Annotated in this window: 19 protein-coding genes and 1 tRNA gene; 1 reads left to right on the top strand and 19 read right to left on the bottom strand. The window is 61.5% G+C overall.

Features of this window, described 5'->3' with window-relative positions:
* Window positions 1-11: 11 nt before the first annotated feature.
* A complete protein-coding gene (locus tag BT108_RS00630) occupies window positions 12-629 on the bottom strand; it encodes a superoxide dismutase (RefSeq protein WP_072292617.1) in 618 nt (205 codons plus the stop codon).
* A 439-nt stretch (window positions 630-1,068) separates the two neighbouring features.
* Between BT108_RS00630 and BT108_RS00625 the strand changes: the two genes are divergently transcribed.
* Window positions 1,069-1,497: a VOC family protein gene (locus tag BT108_RS00625; RefSeq protein ID WP_072292616.1), complete on the top strand. Its 429-nt coding sequence runs from the start codon at window positions 1,069-1,071 to the stop codon at window positions 1,495-1,497.
* Window positions 1,498-1,559: 62 nt separating this feature from the next.
* Here BT108_RS00625 and BT108_RS00620 read toward each other — a convergent pair whose 3' ends face one another.
* The 18 genes from BT108_RS00620 to ftsH all read right to left on the bottom strand — a co-directional run bounded on the left by BT108_RS00620 (window position 1,560) and on the right by ftsH (window position 19,371).
* The gene (locus BT108_RS00620) at window positions 1,560-1,988 is read right to left on the bottom strand and encodes a group III truncated hemoglobin (protein ID WP_083566070.1); all 429 of its coding nucleotides are present in this window, start codon (window positions 1,986-1,988) and stop codon (window positions 1,560-1,562) included.
* Between the two features lie 189 nt (window positions 1,989-2,177).
* Window positions 2,178-3,137, bottom strand: coding sequence for an RNA polymerase sigma factor RpoS (gene rpoS / locus BT108_RS00615; protein ID WP_072292614.1), 960 nt, complete (start codon window positions 3,135-3,137; stop codon window positions 2,178-2,180).
* Complete coding sequence (locus BT108_RS00610; protein WP_072292613.1) at window positions 3,134-4,144, bottom strand: peptidoglycan DD-metalloendopeptidase family protein; 1,011 nt, start codon at window positions 4,142-4,144, stop codon at window positions 3,134-3,136. Before BT108_RS00610 ends, rpoS begins: the two co-directional genes overlap by 4 nt.
* A gap of 102 nt (window positions 4,145-4,246) precedes the next feature.
* Window positions 4,247-4,912 carry a protein-L-isoaspartate(D-aspartate) O-methyltransferase gene (locus BT108_RS00605; RefSeq protein ID WP_218184789.1) on the bottom strand — a complete coding sequence of 222 codons (666 nt, stop codon included), beginning with the start codon at window positions 4,910-4,912 and terminating at the stop codon, window positions 4,247-4,249.
* A 34-nt stretch (window positions 4,913-4,946) separates the two neighbouring features.
* Window positions 4,947-5,690 carry a 5'/3'-nucleotidase SurE gene (surE, locus tag BT108_RS00600; RefSeq protein ID WP_072292612.1) on the bottom strand — a complete coding sequence of 248 codons (744 nt, stop codon included), beginning with the start codon at window positions 5,688-5,690 and terminating at the stop codon, window positions 4,947-4,949.
* Between the two features lie 73 nt (window positions 5,691-5,763).
* Window positions 5,764-5,840: transfer RNA gene (locus BT108_RS00595), tRNA-Pro, on the bottom strand.
* A 93-nt stretch (window positions 5,841-5,933) separates the two neighbouring features.
* Window positions 5,934-6,299, bottom strand: coding sequence for a MerR family transcriptional regulator (locus tag BT108_RS00590; RefSeq protein ID WP_072292611.1), 366 nt, complete (start codon window positions 6,297-6,299; stop codon window positions 5,934-5,936).
* Window positions 6,277-6,588: an integration host factor subunit alpha gene (locus BT108_RS00585; RefSeq protein WP_072292610.1), complete on the bottom strand. Its 312-nt coding sequence runs from the start codon at window positions 6,586-6,588 to the stop codon at window positions 6,277-6,279. Before BT108_RS00585 ends, BT108_RS00590 begins: the two co-directional genes overlap by 23 nt.
* A gap of 54 nt (window positions 6,589-6,642) precedes the next feature.
* Window positions 6,643-9,027 (bottom strand): phenylalanine--tRNA ligase subunit beta, encoded by a 2,385-nt coding sequence (gene pheT, locus BT108_RS00580; RefSeq protein WP_072292609.1) that lies wholly within the window; start codon window positions 9,025-9,027, stop codon window positions 6,643-6,645.
* A gap of 85 nt (window positions 9,028-9,112) precedes the next feature.
* Window positions 9,113-10,138, bottom strand: a complete 1,026-nt coding sequence (gene pheS / locus BT108_RS00575) for a phenylalanine--tRNA ligase subunit alpha (RefSeq protein ID WP_072292608.1) — start codon at window positions 10,136-10,138, stop codon at window positions 9,113-9,115.
* 88 nt (window positions 10,139-10,226) lie between these two features.
* Complete coding sequence (gene rplT, locus BT108_RS00570) at window positions 10,227-10,586, bottom strand: 50S ribosomal protein L20 (protein ID WP_072292607.1); 360 nt, start codon at window positions 10,584-10,586, stop codon at window positions 10,227-10,229.
* 12 nt (window positions 10,587-10,598) lie between these two features.
* Window positions 10,599-10,796: a 50S ribosomal protein L35 gene (gene rpmI, locus BT108_RS00565; RefSeq protein WP_072292606.1), complete on the bottom strand. Its 198-nt coding sequence runs from the start codon at window positions 10,794-10,796 to the stop codon at window positions 10,599-10,601.
* Between the two features lie 140 nt (window positions 10,797-10,936).
* On the bottom strand, window positions 10,937-11,563 hold the full coding sequence (gene infC, locus BT108_RS00560) for a translation initiation factor IF-3 (RefSeq protein WP_083566069.1): 627 nt from the start codon (window positions 11,561-11,563) through the stop codon (window positions 10,937-10,939).
* A complete protein-coding gene (gene thrS / locus BT108_RS00555) occupies window positions 11,560-13,506 on the bottom strand; it encodes a threonine--tRNA ligase (protein ID WP_072292800.1) in 1,947 nt (648 codons plus the stop codon). The genes infC and thrS overlap by 4 nt, the downstream gene beginning before the upstream one ends.
* A gap of 453 nt (window positions 13,507-13,959) precedes the next feature.
* Window positions 13,960-14,964 (bottom strand): PstS family phosphate ABC transporter substrate-binding protein, encoded by a 1,005-nt coding sequence (locus BT108_RS00550; RefSeq protein WP_072292605.1) that lies wholly within the window; start codon window positions 14,962-14,964, stop codon window positions 13,960-13,962.
* A gap of 167 nt (window positions 14,965-15,131) precedes the next feature.
* Window positions 15,132-16,493, bottom strand: coding sequence for a phosphoglucosamine mutase (gene glmM / locus BT108_RS00545; RefSeq protein ID WP_072292604.1), 1,362 nt, complete (start codon window positions 16,491-16,493; stop codon window positions 15,132-15,134).
* 48 nt (window positions 16,494-16,541) lie between these two features.
* Window positions 16,542-17,357, bottom strand: a complete 816-nt coding sequence (folP, locus tag BT108_RS00540; protein ID WP_369816906.1) for a dihydropteroate synthase — start codon at window positions 17,355-17,357, stop codon at window positions 16,542-16,544.
* 118 nt (window positions 17,358-17,475) lie between these two features.
* Complete coding sequence (ftsH, locus tag BT108_RS00535) at window positions 17,476-19,371, bottom strand: ATP-dependent zinc metalloprotease FtsH (RefSeq protein WP_072292603.1); 1,896 nt, start codon at window positions 19,369-19,371, stop codon at window positions 17,476-17,478.
* Between the last annotated feature and the right edge of the window lie 105 nt (window positions 19,372-19,476).

The following is a 19,476-nucleotide window of genomic DNA, read 5'->3' as shown; positions in this document are numbered from 1 at the left end:
CGCCGAACATGTCATGCATGGTTGTCCGCTGCGAAACCCCAGTTGATCAGCTTGTCGAGCACGGCGTTGACGTAGTCCGCGCGGCGGTTCTGATAGTCGAGGTAGTAAGCGTGCTCCCATACGTCCAGGGTCAGCAGCGGCGTCAATCCCTTGGTCAGCGGCACGTCCGCGTTGCCGGTCTTGACCACCTTGAGCGTATCGCCATCCCGCACCAGCCACGCCCAGCCGCTGCCGAACTGGGTGGTGGCCGCCGCCGCCAGTTCCTGCTTGCACGCATCCACGCTGCCGAAGGAGGCCTCGATGCGCTCCCTGAGCGCAGCCGGCGGTTGCCCGCCCCCCCCCGGTTTCAGGCTGTTCCAGTAGAATGTATGGTTCCAGATTTGCGCGGCGTTGTTGAACACGCCCGCCTTGTCCGCCTGACCAGCGGTCGCGGCGATGATTTCCTCCAGGGAACGGTCGGCAAGTTCGGTACCCGCCACCAGTTTGTTCAGATTGTCCACGTAGGCCTTGTGGTGCTTGCCATAGTGAAAACTCAGTGTATGGGCCGAAATGACGGGATCCAGGGCATCATCCGCGTAGGGCAGGGGCGGCAGGACATGCGTGATGCTTCCGGTCTTTTGATCGCTCATCGTTTTCTCTCCTATGTGATCTCTCGAAGAATATCCGTTGCTGCGCTTGCTTTTTCATTTTCATATGGGCCGCACGTGGCGTTGGTCAAGTATATCCGAAATCACGGGTATCCTCGCAACCCGGGCCGGAGATTGGAACTTGGCCGGGCGGCGCGGTTTCCCGATGGGATGGGTATTGCGGGTTGCTGCCGGCACTCGTCCGGCGCGCCGAGGGAAACGCATGCCAGGTCATGAGGCACGGGGCCGAAGCATGGGGAGCGGACCAGGCGGGTGACGGTGCTGCGATGGGCTTATGGGGACCCGCGCTATCGCGGGCAGGGCCCTCTCTTCAGAGAGTCGAGGGGCTGGAACTGGAAGGTGTGAATCTCGGGGGTGAATGAGCTATTCTGCAGCCAACTCACCGTATAATGAAGGATTTGAATAAATCGAAAGGGCAGGCATGGCAACCCAGATTTTCGTGAACCTTCCGGTCAGGAGCCTTTCCCGGTCGGTCGCTTTCTTTACCAAGCTCGGCTTCAGGTTCAATCCTGAGTTCACCGATGAAACCGCTACCTGCATGATCGTGGACGAAAACATCTTTGTCATGTTCCTCACCCGGGAAAAGTTCGCGACGTTTACGCCCAAGGCAGTCTGCGATGCCACGAAAAGCACCGAGGTGCTGGTATGTCTGTCGTGCGAGAGCCGCAACGCGGTCGATGCCCTGGTACGCAAGGCCCTGGCCGCCGGCGGAACCACGCCCACGGAACCCGGAGACTATGGCTTCATGTACCAGCATGGCTTCGAGGATCTTGATGGCCATCTGTGGGAACTCATCTACATGGAACCCGGCCCGGCGGGCGACGGGCAGGGATCTGCCGGAAAGAACTGACGTATGGGACGATAGACCCGGGGAACCACTGCCGATGGCTCCCGTGGGGGCTACCCGGGCAGCTACTCGATCAACCCCACCAGTTCCCTGTCCGGGTAGCGCTCCATCTGATATCGCAGCCATAGCCTGTCGCCGATGTGCAGCGCCAGGGTATCGGCATTGAACTTCAGGACGGGATTCTCCATCTCGCCCGTGGTTTCACGAAAGAGATGCAGCCAGCGTCCAAAGAGTTCCGCCGTGAGGCCAGGAAGCGCAACGTGCTTGGGCATGGGAGCGCCCCGAAAACGGCTGGTGCCGCGCAGCTTCATCGACCAGAAATTGATCATCTGCACGAAGTGCGCATCCCAGTCGCTCACGTGTCCCTCGAAAATCGGCCCCAGCTTCGGGTCCTTTCTGGCTTTTGCGTAAAAGGCATGCACCAGCCACGAAATTTCCTCTTCGGTGCAGATGTCGGGGTGGGGTGCGGCAAACTCGGGTTGTGACATATTCATAATCGGCTCGAGCGCGTGAAGTATCGTACACCGGGACTGTGTGCGACACGGTTGATCGAAGACCCGACCGTGGAGACCGGGTCGCATGGCGCAAACAACCATCATCCAGCGACGATTATACTTCAAACATGAATAAAGGCCACACGCCGGCCCCGCGCCCATCCGGTGCTCCCCGGACGATGGCAGGCCCTAGAATACGCCGTCCCTGGAAACACCCTCGCCGCTCAATACGGTGCGCAGGGCCTCGAGCGCCTCCAGCTGAATCTGCCGCACGCGCTCGCGGGTAAGGTGCAGATGGCCCGCCAGCTGCTCCAGGGTGTGGATTTCGCCGCCATTGAGACCGTAGCGCCGTTCGATGATGTAGCGCTGCTTCTCGTTCAACCGACCCAGCCATTCCTGCAGCCGGCTTCTGAGTTCATGCTGCTCCAGCATGAGATCGGGGCCCGGCGTATTCTCGTCGGCCATGATGTCGCCCATGCACAGTAGCGGATCGACATCGAGCGGAGCATCCAGGGACATCATGCCGAGGTTCAGGAACAGCATGCGCTGCACTTCCTTGACCGGGCGTCCCACCAGGTACGCGATGTCCTCCGGCCTGGGTTCCTTGCCCGTGTGCGCTTCCAGATGGCGGGACGCCTGCAGGACGGTATTCAGGTCCTTGATGACGTGCACGGGCAGGCGGATCGTACGGGATTGATTCATGATGCAGCGCTCGATGCTCTGGCGTATCCACCACGTGGCATAGGTCGAAAAACGGAATCCGCGCTCCGGATCGAATTTGTCGAGCGCGTGCATCATGCCCATGTTGCCTTCTTCGATCAGGTCCAGAAGAGCGACGCCATGATGGGTGTAGTGCTTCGCGATATTCACCACCAGGCGCAAATTGCACTCGATCATTCGTTTCCGCGCCTCGGCGTCGTTCTGCTTCACCTTGCGGGTCAGTATCGCTTCCTCCTCCGCATTCAACAGCGCACTGTGGCCGATTTCGTTGAAGTAGATCTGGGTCGCATCGATCGAGGGCATGTCGCCCGCTCCCCTGCTGCCGTCCGCGACCATCGTTTCCGCCGCAGTATCGGGTGCCGTGCCGCCCGGTTCGATCAGGGTCGGATCGGACACTCCGTACTCCTCGGTGTCATCCTTTCCTTTCATCCAGGAGCCTCCGGCAGGTATTGCAGCGGATCCACCGGTTTTCCATTCTTGCGAATTTCGAAATGGAGCTTTACCGTGCTGGCATCGGTCCTTCCCATCTCGGCGATCTTCTGTCCTTTCGCCACGCTCTGCCCCTCCTTCACCAGAATCTTGTCGTTATGCGCATAGGCGCTGAGGTATGTATTGTTGTGCTTGACGATGATGAGCTTGCCATAGCCGCGCAGCCCTGCCCCGCTGTATACCACTTTGCCTGCGGCAGAAGCCGTCACGGATTGTCCGGCATTGCCGGCAATATCGATCCCCTTGGTGCCCTCCGAGAACTTTTCGATGACCCTGCCGGCTGTCGGCCAGCCCCAGTCTACGTGATCCCGCCCACCGACGGCGGTCTCCGGCGCTCCGGATGGCGCGGTTGCCGTCGAACCAGGCTGGAGCACGCCTTTTTCTGCCATGGGCGCTTCTCGAGGCAAGCCGATGGCAGGAACGGGCGCCACGCCCTGTATCTGCGCCATGGCCTGCTCGGAATAGGGCAGCTTCAACGCCTTGGGTTCAACCTTGAGCCTGTCGGTATTGATCCCCGGTTTTTCTTCAAAGGCGGGCGCGGCATCGGGTACGGTCACCACGGCCGCAACCGATGGTGTCGGCGGCAGCGCGAAGAGTTCAGGTTGCGGTATGGAGAAGGGGGCGGACAGCACCAACTGCTGTCCAATGAGAATCGTGGCCGGATCCTGGACGCCGTTCCAATCGGCCAGTTCCTTCTGATCGATGCCGTAGCTTCGTGCAATACTGTAGAGTGTATCCCCTTTCTGAACGACATGGACACCGCGAGACGGGCCCGTCGCTCCCGAAGCGCCCGGTTCGCCTGCAGGGGAGGGCATCACTGCGCTCTCCGTTACCGGCGCCGGATAGGGCGTGGATTCGCAGCCCGCCAACAGCAGGGCAATCGCAATGCAGGAGATGCGCACAAAAGCAGGCGTGCCCGCGGAGAGCACTGCAGATGCGCAACTCATGATGATCCGGAGTCGTTCGTCATGATGAAAAATTCTGCTGGCATCCCGACCTCGCGCTTGCCGCCGTGGATGGCGGGCGGCCTGTACTGCCCTCTCGCACTGCTAGCCCTTCAGGACGCCCGGCAGCATCGGCACGAACCTGACCTCATCGAATACCGTCTCCACGCAGCCCTCCGCATCCCGTTCGACCACGCACAGTCGCTGATCCTGGCTGCCCTTGGGCAGCACCATTCTACCGCCAATCGCCAGTTGTTCCAGCAGGGACGAGGGAACGTGCGCGGTTGCCGCAGTCAGCATGATGGCGTCGAATGGCGCACACTCCGGCAGGCCCAGCAGGCCGTCGCCATGCTTCAGGCGAACATTGCCGAGACGCAGTTCCCTAAGCCGGGCGCGTGCGCGCATCAACAACGGCCCGATGCGCTCGATCGAGTATACCTCGCGCGCCAGCCGCGCCAGTACCGCCGTCTGGTAGCCGCAGCCCGATCCGACCTCCAGCACTCTGCCCAGGCCCATGCCTGCGCGCAGCAGTTCGCTCATGCGTGCCACGATGAACGGACTGGAAATCGTCTGGCCGAAATTGATCGGCAGGGCCAGATCATCGTAGGCGCGGCTGGCCAGAATCTCCTCGACGAAGATATGGCGCGGAGTCGCGCTCATCGCCCCCAGCACCACTTCGTCGCGGATGCCTTGCTCCCGGAGACGCTCGATCATTCGCGCTCGGGTACGCTGGGACGTCATGCCGATGCCGGAATGGTGCACGTTCACCATCGTCGCCCGCGCAGCCTGGCCGGGAAGCCAGCCGCTATTTCGTGAGCCACTGTCTGACGGCATCCAGCTGACCGTATCGGGTGAGATCGATCTGCAGCGGCGTCACCGATACCTTGTTGCGCTCGACAGCAAGGAAGTCCGTGCCCTCTCCCGCATCCTGGGCGGAACCGGCCGCGCCTACCCAGTAGACGGTCTCTCCCCGGGGAGTCCGGGAGCGTACGACCGGCTCGGCCTTGTGCCGGCGGCCGAGCCGGGTCACCTCCATCCCCTGCAACGCCTCGTGGGCGATATCCGGCACGTTCACGTTGAGCAGCACGGGGCCGAGTAATTTGTCACGCTGGAAGCGCCGCACCATGTCGGCGACAACGCGCGCAGCCGTACCGAAATTGCCGGCAGAAAAACCGGCCAGAGAAACGGCAATGGATGGCACGCCCAGCAGAAAACCCTCGGTGGCGGCCGCCACCGTTCCCGAATAGACGGTGTCGTCGCCCATGTTGGCGCCGTCGTTGATGCCGGACACGACCATGTCGGGCAGGGTGTCCAGCATCCCGGTGACCGCCAGATGCACACAGTCCGTGGGAGTGCCGTTCACATAATAGAAGCCGTTGTGCGATTTGCGCAGATGCAGCGGACGATCCAGTGTCAGGGAATTGCTGGCACCGCTGCGGTCGCGCTCGGGAGCCACCACGATGATGTCCGCGATGCTGGACAGCACTTCGGCAAGGCAGGCCAGGCCCGGCGCAAAATACCCGTCGTCATTACTGAGCAGTATGCGCATTCGAACAATACCGAGTAACCGTATGGCCTGTCATGGGCAGACGCACGCAGACGATCGATTGGGAATTGGGTTTTGGTCGGGGCGAGAGGATTTGAACCTCCGACCACTTGCACCCCATGCAAGTACGCTACCAGGCTGCGCTACGCCCCGAACGTCGGAATTATAGCAAACAAGCCCGCAGCACAGGGAATCTCCTCCGGAAGCCGCCCGCCGGGGAGATTGCCGCGGGATCGAAGGGGTGCATCAGGATCGCAGCAGCGACACCACGCTGCCGATCTCGCTGCGCAGCGATGCCAGATCGACCGATGCGGGAACCGAGGCTGCCCGTGCCGGATCCGGCATGCCCTGGCCCAGGCGGCCGCGGGCGCCCTGGATGGTGAAACCGTGATCGTACAGCAGCTCCCGGATGCGACGCACCAGCAACACCTCATGATGCTGGTAATAGCGGCGGTTGCCCCGCCGCTTGACCGGCTTCAGCTGGGAGAATTCCTGCTCCCAGTAACGCAGCACGTGCGGCTTGACGGCACAGAGTTCGCTCACTTCGCCGATGGTGAAGTAGCGTTTCGCCGGAATGGGCAGGAGGACGCTACCGTGCGTCCTGTTTTCCATGCTGATGGCTCTGCTCGACCATGGCCTTCAGCTTCTGGCTGGCATGGAAGGTCACGACGCGACGTGCGGTGATCGGTATTTCCTCGCCGGTCTTGGGATTGCGCCCCGGACGCTGCCGCTTGTCGCGCAGTTGGAAATTGCCGAAACCGGACAACTTGACGGCATCCCCGTTCTGCAGCGCGGCGCGTACCTCTTCGTAAAAAGATTCCACCATGTCCTTCGCCTCGCGCTTGTTGAGTCCCACCTTCTCGAACAGCAAATCCGCCAGCTCAGCCTTTGTTAAGGTCATGTTCTCCCTCATTCAGTCCATCCACGTCTGCGAGTGGATCATCGCTGCGACTCCTCAATGTCGCAACATGGCCCCACATTGATTTTCTAGTGCGCGCACCAGCCTTTCCATGACAATGTCTACTTCCGCATCCGTCAGAGTCTTTTGAGTATCTTGCAATAACACTCGGAATGCAAGACTTTTTTTACCATCTTCCACTCCCTTGCCGCGGTATATGTCAAACACCGAAATCTCCGCGACCATGGACTGCTGCTGTGCCCGCATGCTATCCAGCAGCGTCCGCACGGTGACGTTTTCCGGCACTACCACGGCAATGTCGCGACGTATCGATGGGAATCTGGGAATCTCCCCGGCGTGGGGTAACGCTCGTTCGAGCAGCACCTCCAGATCCAACTCGAAAAGTACCGCGGAGTCGGCAAGTCCAAGTAGCCCCTGCCAACGGGGATGCAGAGATCCAAGATGGCCGACGGATTTTCCGCCGTGGATGATACGGGCAGACTTCCCCGGATGCAGCAGGGGATGGGAAGCCGGTTCGAAATCGGGCAGCATCGGCCAGAACAGCGCCTCGACGTCCGCCTTGACGTCGTAGAAGTCGATTTTGCGCGCGGGCGCTCCCCACTGCTCCGCCAGTGCATCCCCACAGGCAAGGCCGGCCAGTCTCTCGGGTTGCAAGTACTCCTCCGCTCCCCGCTCGAAACAGCTCCCGATCTCGAACAGCCGTACCCGTGTCTGCCTGCGATTGAGATTGAACTGCAGGTTTGCAACAAGACCTCCCAGCAGGCTGCTGCGCATCACGCTCATCTGCTCCGACAGCGGATTCTTCAGTGCCACCGGCGCGCACTCCCCTGCCGGGCTGTGTTCCCATGCGGGATCCACGAAAGCATAGTTGATCACTTCCTGATACTCCCGCTCCACCAGGATCTGGCGCAGCCGCGACGGCGCGCGCCGGGATTCTGGCACGGGCAGCATGCCCAGCCCCGCGCGTGGGGTGTCGGCTGGAATGTGGTGATACCCATGGATGCGTGCCACTTCTTCGATCAGATCCTCCTCCACGGCAAGGTCGAAACGGTAGCTCGGCGGGATGACGCGCAACACGCCGGAGGTGGTCGAGAATTCGAATCCCAGGCGGCGCAGTATCCCGGCGACCGCGGCCTCGTCCAGCTCGATGCCGAGCACGCGCCGCAACCGGCTCAGACGCAAGTCGATCGGCGGGCGGGATGGAATCCGGCCGCGCGCTTCGACGACGGCTTCCGCACGACCGCCACAGATGTCGAGTATCAGGCGCGTGGCCCGTTCCAGCACGGCGCGGGTGGCGGCAAAATCCACGCCGCGCTCGAAACGATGGGCGGAATCCGAATTGAAGCCCAGGCGAAACGACTTGCCGGCGATCACGTCGGGAGCGAAGAATGCGCTTTCCAGGAACAGGGCCGTGGTACCGGTCTGCACCCCGCTGTCACGCCCACCCATGATGCCGGCGAGCGCCAGCGGCGCTCCCTCATCGGAAATGACCAGCATGTCGGGCTGCAAAGCGAGGTGCACGCCATTCAGCAAATGAAGCGCTTCGCCGGGCGCGGCGAAGCGCACGCGTATCATCCCCTGGCCGCTTCCCGTACCCGCGATCCTGCCAAGGTCGAAGGCATGCAGCGGCTGACCGGTCTCCAGCATGACGTAGTTGGTGACGTCCACCACCGCGTTGATGGAGCGTATCCCGCTGCGCTCGAGCCGCCGGATCATCCAGGGCGGAACGGTGGCGGCAAGGGTCACGTCACGTATCACCCTGCCGCAGTACAGCGGACAGGCCTCCGGCGCCTCGATTCGCACCCCCACGGATCCGTCCATGGTACCCTCGACTGAGGCATCCTCGAAAGGATTGAGTACGGTGGAGGTAATCGCCGCCACTTCCCGCGCGATGCCCCGCAATCCCAGGCAGTCGGCGCGGTTGGGCGTCAGCTTGAGCGTGACCAGCGTATCGTCGAGTTCATGGTAGCCACGAAAATCCGCCCCCACGGGTGCGTCGTCGGCCAGCTGCAGCAAACCTGCGCCGGTGTCCTCCAGGCCGAGTTCCCCGGCCGAGCACAGCATGCCCTGGGAGTCGATCCCGCGTATCGTGGCACGGGCCAGGACCATGCCCGGCAAGCGTGCCCCGACCAGGGCGCAAGGCACCTTCATTCCGCTGCGAACGTTGCCTGCCCCGCAGACGATCTGCAGCGACTCGCGTCCGGCAGAGGCGCCGACATCCACTTGGCATATATTCAGGTGATCGGCATCCGGATGCTTCTCCGACGACAGCACCTGCGCCACCACCACTCCCTCGAAGTCCGCTGCGACGGGTTCGAGAGCCTCCACTTCCAGTCCCGCCATGGTCAGCGCATGCGCCAGCCGATGTGTCGGCAATGGAGGATCGACGAAGGTACGCAGCCATTTTTCCGAGAATTTCATGAGCTATCCGGAAAAAAGGCGGTGCGCCCGCCATCGATGGAACGTCGCGCACGCATGCTCACACAGTATGGAATCATGGAACGCCTCAGCTGAACTGCTTGAGGAACCGCAGGTCGTTTTCAAAGAACAGGCGCAGGTCGCTGACACCATATCTCAGCATCGCCAACCGTTCGACACCCATGCCGAAGGCAAACCCCGTGTACCGTTCGGCGTCGATCCCGACATGATGGAAGACGTTGGGGTGCACCATGCCGCATCCCAGCACCTCCAGCCAGCCGGTGTGGCCGCACACGCGGCAACCGTCGCTGCACATCACGCAGCCGATGTCCATCTCGGCAGACGGTTCCGTGAACGGGAAAAAAGAGGCACGAAAACGGACGCGCAGGTCGTCCCTTTCGAAAAAATGCTGCATGAAGTCGGCAAGCACGCCCTTCAGAGTCGCGAAATTGACCTGTTCGTCCACCCACAGCCCCTCCACCTGATGAAACATGGGCGTATGGGTGAGATCCGAATCGCGACGGTATACTCGTCCCGGCGCAATGATCTTGAGGGGTGGACGACTGTGCTGCATGTAGCGGATCTGCACCGGCGAGGTATGGGTACGCAGGAGATATCCGCCGCGGGCATCGTCGATATAGAAAGTATCGTGCATCGCCCTGGCCGGATGATTGTCCGGAATATTGAGCGCGGTGAAATTGTGGAAATCGGTTTCGATTTCCGGGCCTGACGCCACCGCGAAGCCGATCGCGCGAAACAGGGATTCGATGCGCTCCAGTGTCAACGTGACCGGATGCAGTCCACCCCTGCCCGAACCGCGCCCCGGCAATGTGACATCCAGGGCCTCGCCGGTCAACTGCGCCGCCATCTGCTGTTCCCGTATGGCATCGCGCCGCAGTCGGAGCGCCGTCTCCAGCGCTTCCTTCACCTGATTGATGCGGCTGCCCACGACAGGGCGCTCCTGGGGCGACAACCGGCCCAAGCCTTTCAGCAGATCAGTCAGCTTGCCGTTGCGGCCGAGGTAATACGCCTTGGCCTGCTCCAGTTCAGCGGCATCACCTATGCTGTTGAACCGATCGACGGCCTCGTTGAGCAGAGCATCCAGATTGTTCATGGAACGCGACGGAGATTCCAGTCACAGCAGGAAGGAACCGCCACCGGCCATCCGTGGCCGCTTCGCGCCTTCCCGTGACTACCGGCTTTCAGGTGGCCAGGCTGGCCTTGGCCTGCTCGGCTATCCTGGCAAAGGCCGCCTTGTCGAATACGGCGATGTCCGCCAGCACCTTGCGATCCACCTCGATCTCGGCCTTCTTCAGGCCGTGCATGAACACGCTGTAGGACAACCCGCATTCGCGGGCCGCAGCATTGATGCGGGCAATCCACAAGGCGCGGAAGTCGCGCTTCTTCTGGCGGCGATCGCGGTAGGAATACTGCCCCGCTTTCATCACCGCTTCCTTGGCCACGCGATAGACGTTCTTGCGCCGCCCGCGATAACCCTTCGCGAGCGTCAATACCTTCTTGTGACGGGCATGGGCCGTGACGCCCCGCTTGACTCTTGGCATGGCGTTCTCTCCTTAGGCGTAGGGCAGCATGGTGCGCACAGACACCACGTCGCTGGCATGAACGCCAGTGGTGCCGCGCAACTGACGCTTGTTCTTGGTGGTCTTCTTGGTCAATATGTGACGCTTGAACGCCTGCGAGCGCTTGATGCTGCCACCGGCCCGCACCTTGAAACGCTTTGCCGCCCCGCTCTTGGTCTTCATTTTTGGCATGCTACGACTCCTGTCTTGGATGACGCCGGGCGGTTCCCGCAAGAACACTTCGAAAACCCGGAAATCACTTGTTGTGCATCCGACGCAAACCTGCATTTCGGCCGCATGAACCGCCACGGGATGCAATGTCGTCTGCTAACTCACCGGGAGGTGGCATCCTCGATCCGGGACGCCGTCTCCTGCCTGCTCCCTCCCAACTGGCCGGCACCGCTAGAATCCTCGGGAGCCTTCGGCTTGATGACCTTCACCTCCCGCTTGCGCGGAGACAGCACCATGACCATCTGCCGACCCTCCATCCGCGGAAACTGCTCCACCACCGCATGCATCTCCAGATCGGCCTTGATCCGCTCCAGCAAGCGCACACCAAATTCCTGATGCGCCATTTCGCGACCGCGAAAACGCAAGGTGATCTTGGCCTTGTCGCCCTCCTGCAGAAAACCGATCAGATTGCGCAACTTGATGTTGTAGTCACCATCGTCGGTATTGGGCCGGAACTTGACCTCCTTGATCTGAACCTGTTTCTGCTTGAGCTTGGCGTCGTGTCTTTTCTTGCTTTCCTGATAACGGAACTTGCCGTAATCCATCAGGCGACACACCGGCGGTTGTGCGGTGGGGGCGATCTCGACCAAATCCACCTCGGCCTCCTCTGCCAGGCTGTTGGCAGCTGCCAGGGACACCACGCCGATCTGTTCTCCTTCCACGCCAATCAAGCGCACCTCCGGTGCGGTAATCTCCTGATTGATGCGCGCTGCTTTTTCTTGGACTATAGTAACTCCCCAGGTGTGTTATCGCCGACGGACGCGCCGGCTCCGACAGACGCTTCTCTTCTCAACCGCTCGATCAGCGCCTGCAATGACATTTGACCAAGATTCGAACCCTCCCGGGTTCGCACCGATACCAGCCCCGCGGCAACCTCCCGGTCGCCGACTATGACCTGATAAGGCAGTTTCCGCAAGCTATGCTCACGTATTTTATAGGTTATCTTCTCATTTCTCAAGTCCGCGCAGGCACGTATGCCCTCCCGCTTCAGCGTGTCCGTCACTTCCCGGGCATAGTCCGCCTGCCCCTCTGAAATATTCAGCACCACCGTCTGATCCGGGGACAGCCATAACGGCAGGGCCCCTGCATGATTCTCGAGAAGGATGCCGATGAAGCGCTCCAGCGAACCGAGGATCGCCCGGTGCAGCATCACCGGCACGCAGCGGGAATTGTCTTCCGCGACATACTCCGCACCCAGCCGCTCGGGCATGGAAAAATCCAGTTGCAACGTGCCGCACTGCCATACCCGGCCGATACTGTCCTTGAGGGAAAACTCGATCTTGGGGCCGTAGAAAGCACCCTCGCCTGGCTGCAATGTCCAGTCGAGCGCCTTGCGGGCGAGCGCCGCCTCCAGCGCGGCTTCCGCCGCATCCCACTGCGCCTCCGAACCCACGCGCTTTTCCGGGCGGGTGGACAGCTTGATCAGGATCTCGTCGAAGCCGAAGTCGGCATACACCTTCTGCAGGAGCTCGATGAACTGCACTGCCTCGTCCTGCACCTGGGGTTCGGTGCAGAATATGTGCGCATCGTCCTGGGTGAATGCGCGCACGCGCATGATGCCATGCAAGGCGCCGGAGGGCTCGTTGCGATGGCAGGAACCAAATTCCGCCAGACGCAGGGGCAGATCGCGGTAGCTCTTCAATCCCTGGCGGAATACCTGCACGTGCCCGGGGCAGTTCATGGGCTTGACCGCGAAATCACGCTCCTCCGAATGCGTGATGAACATGTTCTCGCGAAAATTCTCCCAGTGGCCGGAACGCTCCCACAGGCCTTTGTCCAATACCGACGGCGTGCGGATCTCCTGGTAGCCGTTGTCGCGAAATATCCGCCGCATGTACTGCTCCACCTGCTGCCAGATGATCCAGCCCCGGGGATGCCAGAATACCATGCCAGGTGCCTCTTCCTGGATGTGGAACAGGTCCAGCTGCCTGCCGAGCCTGCGATGGTCACGTTTCTCGGCCTCCTCGAGGCGCAGCAGGTAGGCATCCTGATCCTCTTTCCGCGTCCATGCCGTACCGTAGATGCGCTGCAGCATCTCGTTGCGGGAATCGCCGCGCCAGTAGGCGCCGGCAAGCTTCATCAGCTTGAATACCTTCAGCCTCGAAGTCGTCGGCACATGCGGGCCGCGGCACAGATCGGTGAAATTCCCCTGGGTATAGAGAGACACGTCCTCGTCGCCCGGGATGCTTTCAATGATCTGCGCCTTGTAGTGCTCGCCTTGGTTCTTGAAGAAATTGATGGCTTCCGAACGATCCCATACCTTGCGCTCCACCTTCAGATTGCGCGCACTGATCTGCGCCATGCGGTTTTCTATTGCCGCCAAATCTTCCGGCGTGAACGGACGTTTGTAGGAGAAGTCATAATAGAAGCCGTCTTCTATCACCGGCCCGATGGTCACCTGGGCATCCGGGAACAATTCCTTGACTGCGTGCGCCAGCAGGTGCGCGCTGGAATGGCGGATGATCTCCAGGCCTTCGGGATCCCTGTCGGTCACGATGGCCAGATCGCTGTCGTGCTCGATGGGACTGGAGACATCCACCAGCCTGCCATTGACCTTGCCCGCCAGCGCGGCACGAGCGAGCCCCGCACCGATCGAGGCTGCCACCTCTCCTACCGTCACCGGTTGATCATAGCGGCGCTCCGAACCGTCCGGCAGACGCACGACGGTCATGCGCCGCACGCGTTTCTTTGGCCCATAGCGTACCACCCCGCTCGCATATCCCGACGCGAAAGGGCGTACCAGCGACTGGGGTTATGTGTATGCATTTTCCCGGAGGGCATCATCACCACGACAGGCGAACCGCGGCCACTTGCGGCTCCGCATCGGGATCGCGCATGGCGGCACCACGCAATCCGGCATTTTCCCATAGCTCTCGACGACCTACAACTCGAGAACCTCAATTCCTGTGCGCCGGGCCGGAACACCTCCCGGAATGCAACATGACGGGTTCGATCAGACCGGATCCGGAAGGGGGAAACGAATACCGGCCCGCCGCCGTGACGAGATACCGGGCACCTCCCGCGTGCTCAAGGCCGAACGGGGCAACCGGTCGCAGACGAGGAACGACGGGCGTGGGCGCCTGCAGCCTGCCAGTTTGGCAGCACGAGCATCCACGATCCGCGCTCAGAAGCTGGCCTCGCGCTGCAGCAAGTCCTCGATCTTCAGGCCGATCTCAGATTGACCTGAAAATACGGTACCGACCTTTCTCTTCTCGAGGTGCTCCAGATTGACGGTGTAGACCTTTGCGGGCAGAGGAAAGAATTTTACCTCCTTGACCAGCGTAGCCGCATTGCGCATGTAGAACTCCACGAAATCCCGGATTTCCGGTCTTTGCGCAGATTTGATGTTGACATAGATGAAGATGGGGCGCGACAGCGGCTGGTAGCTTCCCTCTTCCACCGTTTTCACGGAGGGCAGAATCCCGCCCCTGCCGCCATCCACGGCGAGCGCTCTGATCTTCTTCTGGTTCTCGACATAATAGGCAAACCCGAAGAAACCGAGCGCATTCCTGTCGCTTGCCACGCCCTGCACCAGTACGTTGTCGTCTTCCGACGCGGTGAAGTCTCCCCGGCTCGACTTGGCCTTGCCGACGATGGCCTCGGTGAAGTAGTCGAAGGTTCCGGAATCCGCCCCCGGCCCATACAGCTTGATCTCCGCATCCGGCCATGCCGGATTGACCTGATTCCACTTCATGACCCTTCCCTGAGCGGCGGGCTCCCAGATCTTCCTCAGATCGGCAACCGTGATGGTCTTGATCCAGTCGTTCCTGGGATTCACCACGACCGTCAGCGCATCATACGCCACCGGCATTTCCACGTACTGCACGCCGGCCGCCTTGCAGTCATCCATCTCCTTCTTCAGAATGGGACGCGATGCATTGACGATGTCGGTTTCCGCACGACAGAATTTCTTGAAACCTCCGCCAGTACCCGAAATACCCACGGTGACCCTGATCTTGCCTTTCCTTGCGATCTGGAAGTCCTCCGCCACCGCCTCCGTGATGGGATAGACCGTACTGGAGCCATCTATCTTGACTACTGCATTGGCGCTCGCGACACCCATGGCGCCGAGCAGCAGGCCCAGTGCAAGCGATGCCTGCACTGTTCGTACGACAGGCGATTCTGGCATTCTCTTCTCCTTTGTGACCTGAATCCGGTAGCGAACCGGCCGGTACCGGACTGCGCAGGGCCTTCTTCCCCGACACGGCATGAGCATGCTAGACCACCCATGTTACAACGGCAAGACAGTCGTCCGCCCTCCCATCCCCGTCATTGTTTCCCGCCATCCCTCCCTGCTCACGCCTCCGCCGCATCGTGTACCACATCCGCTATTTTCTGCGCCCAGTGCTCGACCTGCTGCAGGGACTCTCCCTCGACCATGACACGTATCAGCGGCTCGGTGCCCGAAGGCCGCAGCAGGACGCGGCCACTCCCGTTCAGGCTGCGCTCCGCCTCGTCCTGTATCGCCCGGATCGCTGCGTTGGCATGCGCATCGAATCCTTTCGACACCCTGACATTGATCAGTTTCTGGGGATAGAGCGCGACACCGTGCGCCAGTTCCGGCAGGGACAGTCCGGTGTCGCGCAGGGCGTAGAGCACCTGGAGGGCGGAAATGATGCCGTCGCCGGTGGTATGTTTGTCGGTGCAGATGATATGGCCCGAACCCTCGCCCCCAAGCTGCCAGCCTTCCCGCTGCATGAGTTCCAGTACGTAACGATCGCCCACATTGGCCCGGGCGAACGAGATGCCCAGCTTTTTCAGGCCCTTCTCGACCGCAAGATTCGTCATCAGCGTGCCTACCACTCCTCCGTCAAATACCCCTTTTTGCTGGCGATGCCGGGCAATGACGTAGATCAGGCGGTCACCATCGTAGAGCATGCCCTCGCCATCGACCATGATGACCCGATCACCATCACCATCCAGGGCGATGCCGATGTCCGCCTGGTGGCGCTTGACCGCGTCGCGCAAAGCAGCATCATGGGTGGCGCCGCATTCCTGATTGATGTTGAGGCCATCGGGCTGCACGCCGATAGCGACGACATCGGCCCCCAGTTCGTGCAGCACATGTCCAGCGATCTGGTAGGCCGCCCCGTGGGCGCAGTCGATCACGATGCGCAAGCCGCGCAAATCCAGATGATTCGGGAAGGTGCTCTTGCAGAACTCGATGTAGCGCCCCCGGGCGTCATCGACACGACGCGCCTTGCCAAGCTGGGCTGAAGGCATCGTCCGGATGGGAGCTTCCAGTCCCGCTTCGATCTCGCGCTCGGTCGCATCGGGCAGCTTGCTTCCCTCCGCTGAAAAAAATTTGATGCCGTTGTCCTCGAATGGATTGTGCGAGGCGGAGATGACGATGCCGGCCTGCAGGCGCAGCGCCCGGGTCAGATAGGCCACCGCCGGCGTCGGTGTCGGCCCCGACAGCAGCACATCCACGCCCGCCGCCGACAGGCCGGCCTGCAGGGCAGACTCCAGCATGTAGCCGGAAATGCGCGTATCCTTGCCGATCAGTACCGCTGGCCGCTCTCCCCTCGACAGATGCCAGTCCGAAGATGCCAGCACCTTGCCGGCGGAATAACCAAGGCGCATGATGAATTCTGGAGTAATGGGCGTTTCCCCCACCCGCCCGCGTACTCCATCCGTGCCGAAATATCTACGCATCATCGTATCTCCCAGAAGGAATCAGAGGAAAGTCGAAGGAACATGCCGGGATCAGGCCGCATTGACCGCTTCGTATACCGCCAGCGCGTCCCGCGTCGCCCGTACGTCGTGCACGCGCAGGATGCGGGCACCGCCGGATCGTGCCAGAAGCGCTGCCGCTACGCTGGCATGGGTGCGATCGCCAGCCTCCCTGCCGGTGACGGTCCCCAGCATGGACTTGCGCGACAGGCCAACCAGCACCGGCACGTCCAGCTCCGAGAATCGGGTGAGGTGCCGCAACAGCTCGAGGTTGTGCTGCAGCGTCTTGCCAAAGCCAAAACCGGGGTCGATCACCAGTCGCTCGCGCGCGATGCCCGCTGCCAGGGCGGCATCCAAGCGCTGCCGCAGGAAATCCCATACCTCTTTCACCACGTCATTATACTGGGGATTGATCTGCATGCTGCGCGGATCGCCCTGCATGTGCATCATGCATGCCGCGACGCCGCTCCGGGCCACCACCTCCAGCGCACCCCGGGCCTGCAATGCATTGACGTCATTGATCATCGCCGCCCCGGCCTCGATGGCCGCCTGCATCACTTCCGGCTTGGAAGTGTCCACCGAAACACATGTGCCCGCATCCGCCAGCGCCCGCACCACCGGAATGACGCGATCCATTTCTTCGCGCACACCGACGGGGCAACTGCCTGGACGCGTGGATTCGCCCCCGATATCCAGCATGTCCGCCCCCTCCTCCACAAGGGCTGCTGCGTGTCGCAGTGCGCTTTCGGTCGAAGCGCACAATCCGCCATCGGAAAAGGAATCCGGCGTCACGTTGATCACGCCCATGATCAGGGCACGACCGGAGAAAAGGGCCGGGAACGGTTTCAAGCCGAAATGATGAATGGGGACGATTCCTGCTGGACCCTGCTCATAGGAGACCGTGCACGGCCTCGTACACCCCCGGGCACCCCGCGAAGGAAATCCTCCGCGGGGGATGGGAGACCCCCTATGCTTCCTGAGCAGGTGCCGCCGTGGTGGCGGGTGCCGCAGGAGGCGACGTGTCCTTGGGCGGAGGCGGCGCCATCCGGGTCGGCTTGGGCGGCCGTGGAGCACGGCCATCCATGATGTCCCCGATCTGGTCGGAATCTATGGTCTCCCATTCCAGCAGCGCCTTGGCCATGACCTCGATCTTGTCGCGATTCTCCTCGATCAGCTTGCGGGCCAGTGCGTATTGCTGATCGATGATGCGGCGGATTTCGATATCCACCTTCTGCATGGTGGCTTCGCTCACGTTCTTGTGCGTCGTCACGGAACGGCCCAGGAAGACCTCCCCTTCGTTCTCTCCGTATACCATCGGCCCGAGGGAATCCGACATGCCCCACTGCGTGACCATGCGACGCGCCATCTCGGTGGCACGCTCGAAGTCGTTGGAGGCGCCGGTGGTCATCTGACTCATGAACACTTCCTCGGCGATGCGCCCCCCGAAGAGCACGGCGATGTTCTGCAGGATTTCCTCGCGATCCATGCTGAAACGGTCTTCGGTCGGCAGTTGCATGGTCACACCCAGTGCCCGTCCGCGCGGAATGATGGACACCTTGTGCACCGGATCGGTCCTGGGCAGGAGCTGCGCCACTACGGCATGACCGGATTCATGGTAGGCGGTATTGCGCCGCTCGTGCTCCGGCATCACTACGGAGCGGCGTTCCGCACCCATGAAGATCTTGTCCTTGGCACGCTCGAAGTCGTCCATGTCCACCAGTCGCTTGTTGCCCCGGGCCGCAAACAGCGCCGCCTCGTTCACCAGATTGGCAAGATCCGCCCCCGACATCCCCGGGGTACCGCGCGCCAGCACCTCCGCATGCACATCCGGAGCGATCGGCACCTTGCGCATGTGGACATGCAGTATCTGTTCGCGCCCCCGTATGTCCGGCAACGGCACCGTGACCTGGCGATCGAAGCGGCCGGGACGCAACAAGGCCGGATCGAGCACGTCCGGACGATTGGTGGCCGCAATGACGATGACGCCGACGGCACCTTCGAAGCCGTCCATCTCTACCAGCAGCTGATTCAGGGTCTGCTCGCGCTCGTCGTTGCCACCCCCGAGCCCTGCCCCGCGCTGACGACCCACCGCGTCGATCTCGTCGATGAAGATGATGCAAGGCGCATGCTTCTTGGCCTGTTCGAACATGTCCCGAACCCGTGCCGCTCCCACGCCCACGAACATCTCCACGAAATCGGAACCCGAGATGCTGAAGAACGGAACCTTGGCTTCGCCCGCGATCGCCCGGGCCAGCAGCGTCTTGCCGGTACCGGGGTTGCCCACCATCAGGACGCCGCGGGGGATGCGCCCGCCGAGCTTCTGGAATTTGCTGGGGTCGCGCAGGAACTCCACCAGTTCGGAAACCTCTTCCTTGGCTTCCTCGCATCCCGCCACATCCGCAAACGTCACCTGGTTGGTGGATTCATCCAGCATCCGTGCCTTGCTCTTGCCGAACGAGAACGCACCTCCGCCACGACCTCCGCCCTGCATCTGACGCATGAAGAAGATCCACACGCCGATCAGCAACAGCATGGGGAACCAGGAAACGAAGATGTTCATCAGGAGCGACGGCTCTTCCTCCGGCTTGGCATCGATGATGACGCCGGCTTTCAGCAGATCGCTGACCATCCAGGGATCCGATGGCGTATAGGTCGTGAATCGCCTGCCATCGGACTTGGTCCCCTTCAGGGTACGACCTTCTATGGTGACCTTTGCAATCCTGCCCTGCTTCACTTCCTCGATGAACTGGGAATACTCCATCGGGGCCTGTGCCGTCTGGCGGGTGCTGAACTGGTTGAACACCGTCATCAACACCAAAGCGATCACCAGCCAGATGGCCATGTTTTTAATGAGATTGTTCAAGATAGCTCCTTGGCTTGCGCCGTCAATATCCTTGAATGCTTCATTCTAAACCCATTTCCGGTTTAATGACAGCCAAGGGCCGCACCCCGGAAACCGCCACCGCCT

The sequence above is a fragment of the Nitrosovibrio sp. Nv17 genome, assembly GCF_900119085.1.
In the GTDB taxonomy this organism is placed as follows: Bacteria; Pseudomonadota; Gammaproteobacteria; order Burkholderiales; family Nitrosomonadaceae; genus Nitrosospira.
The sequence above is the reverse complement of the archived record's forward strand: the minus strand, read 5'-3'. Positions and strand labels throughout refer to the sequence as shown.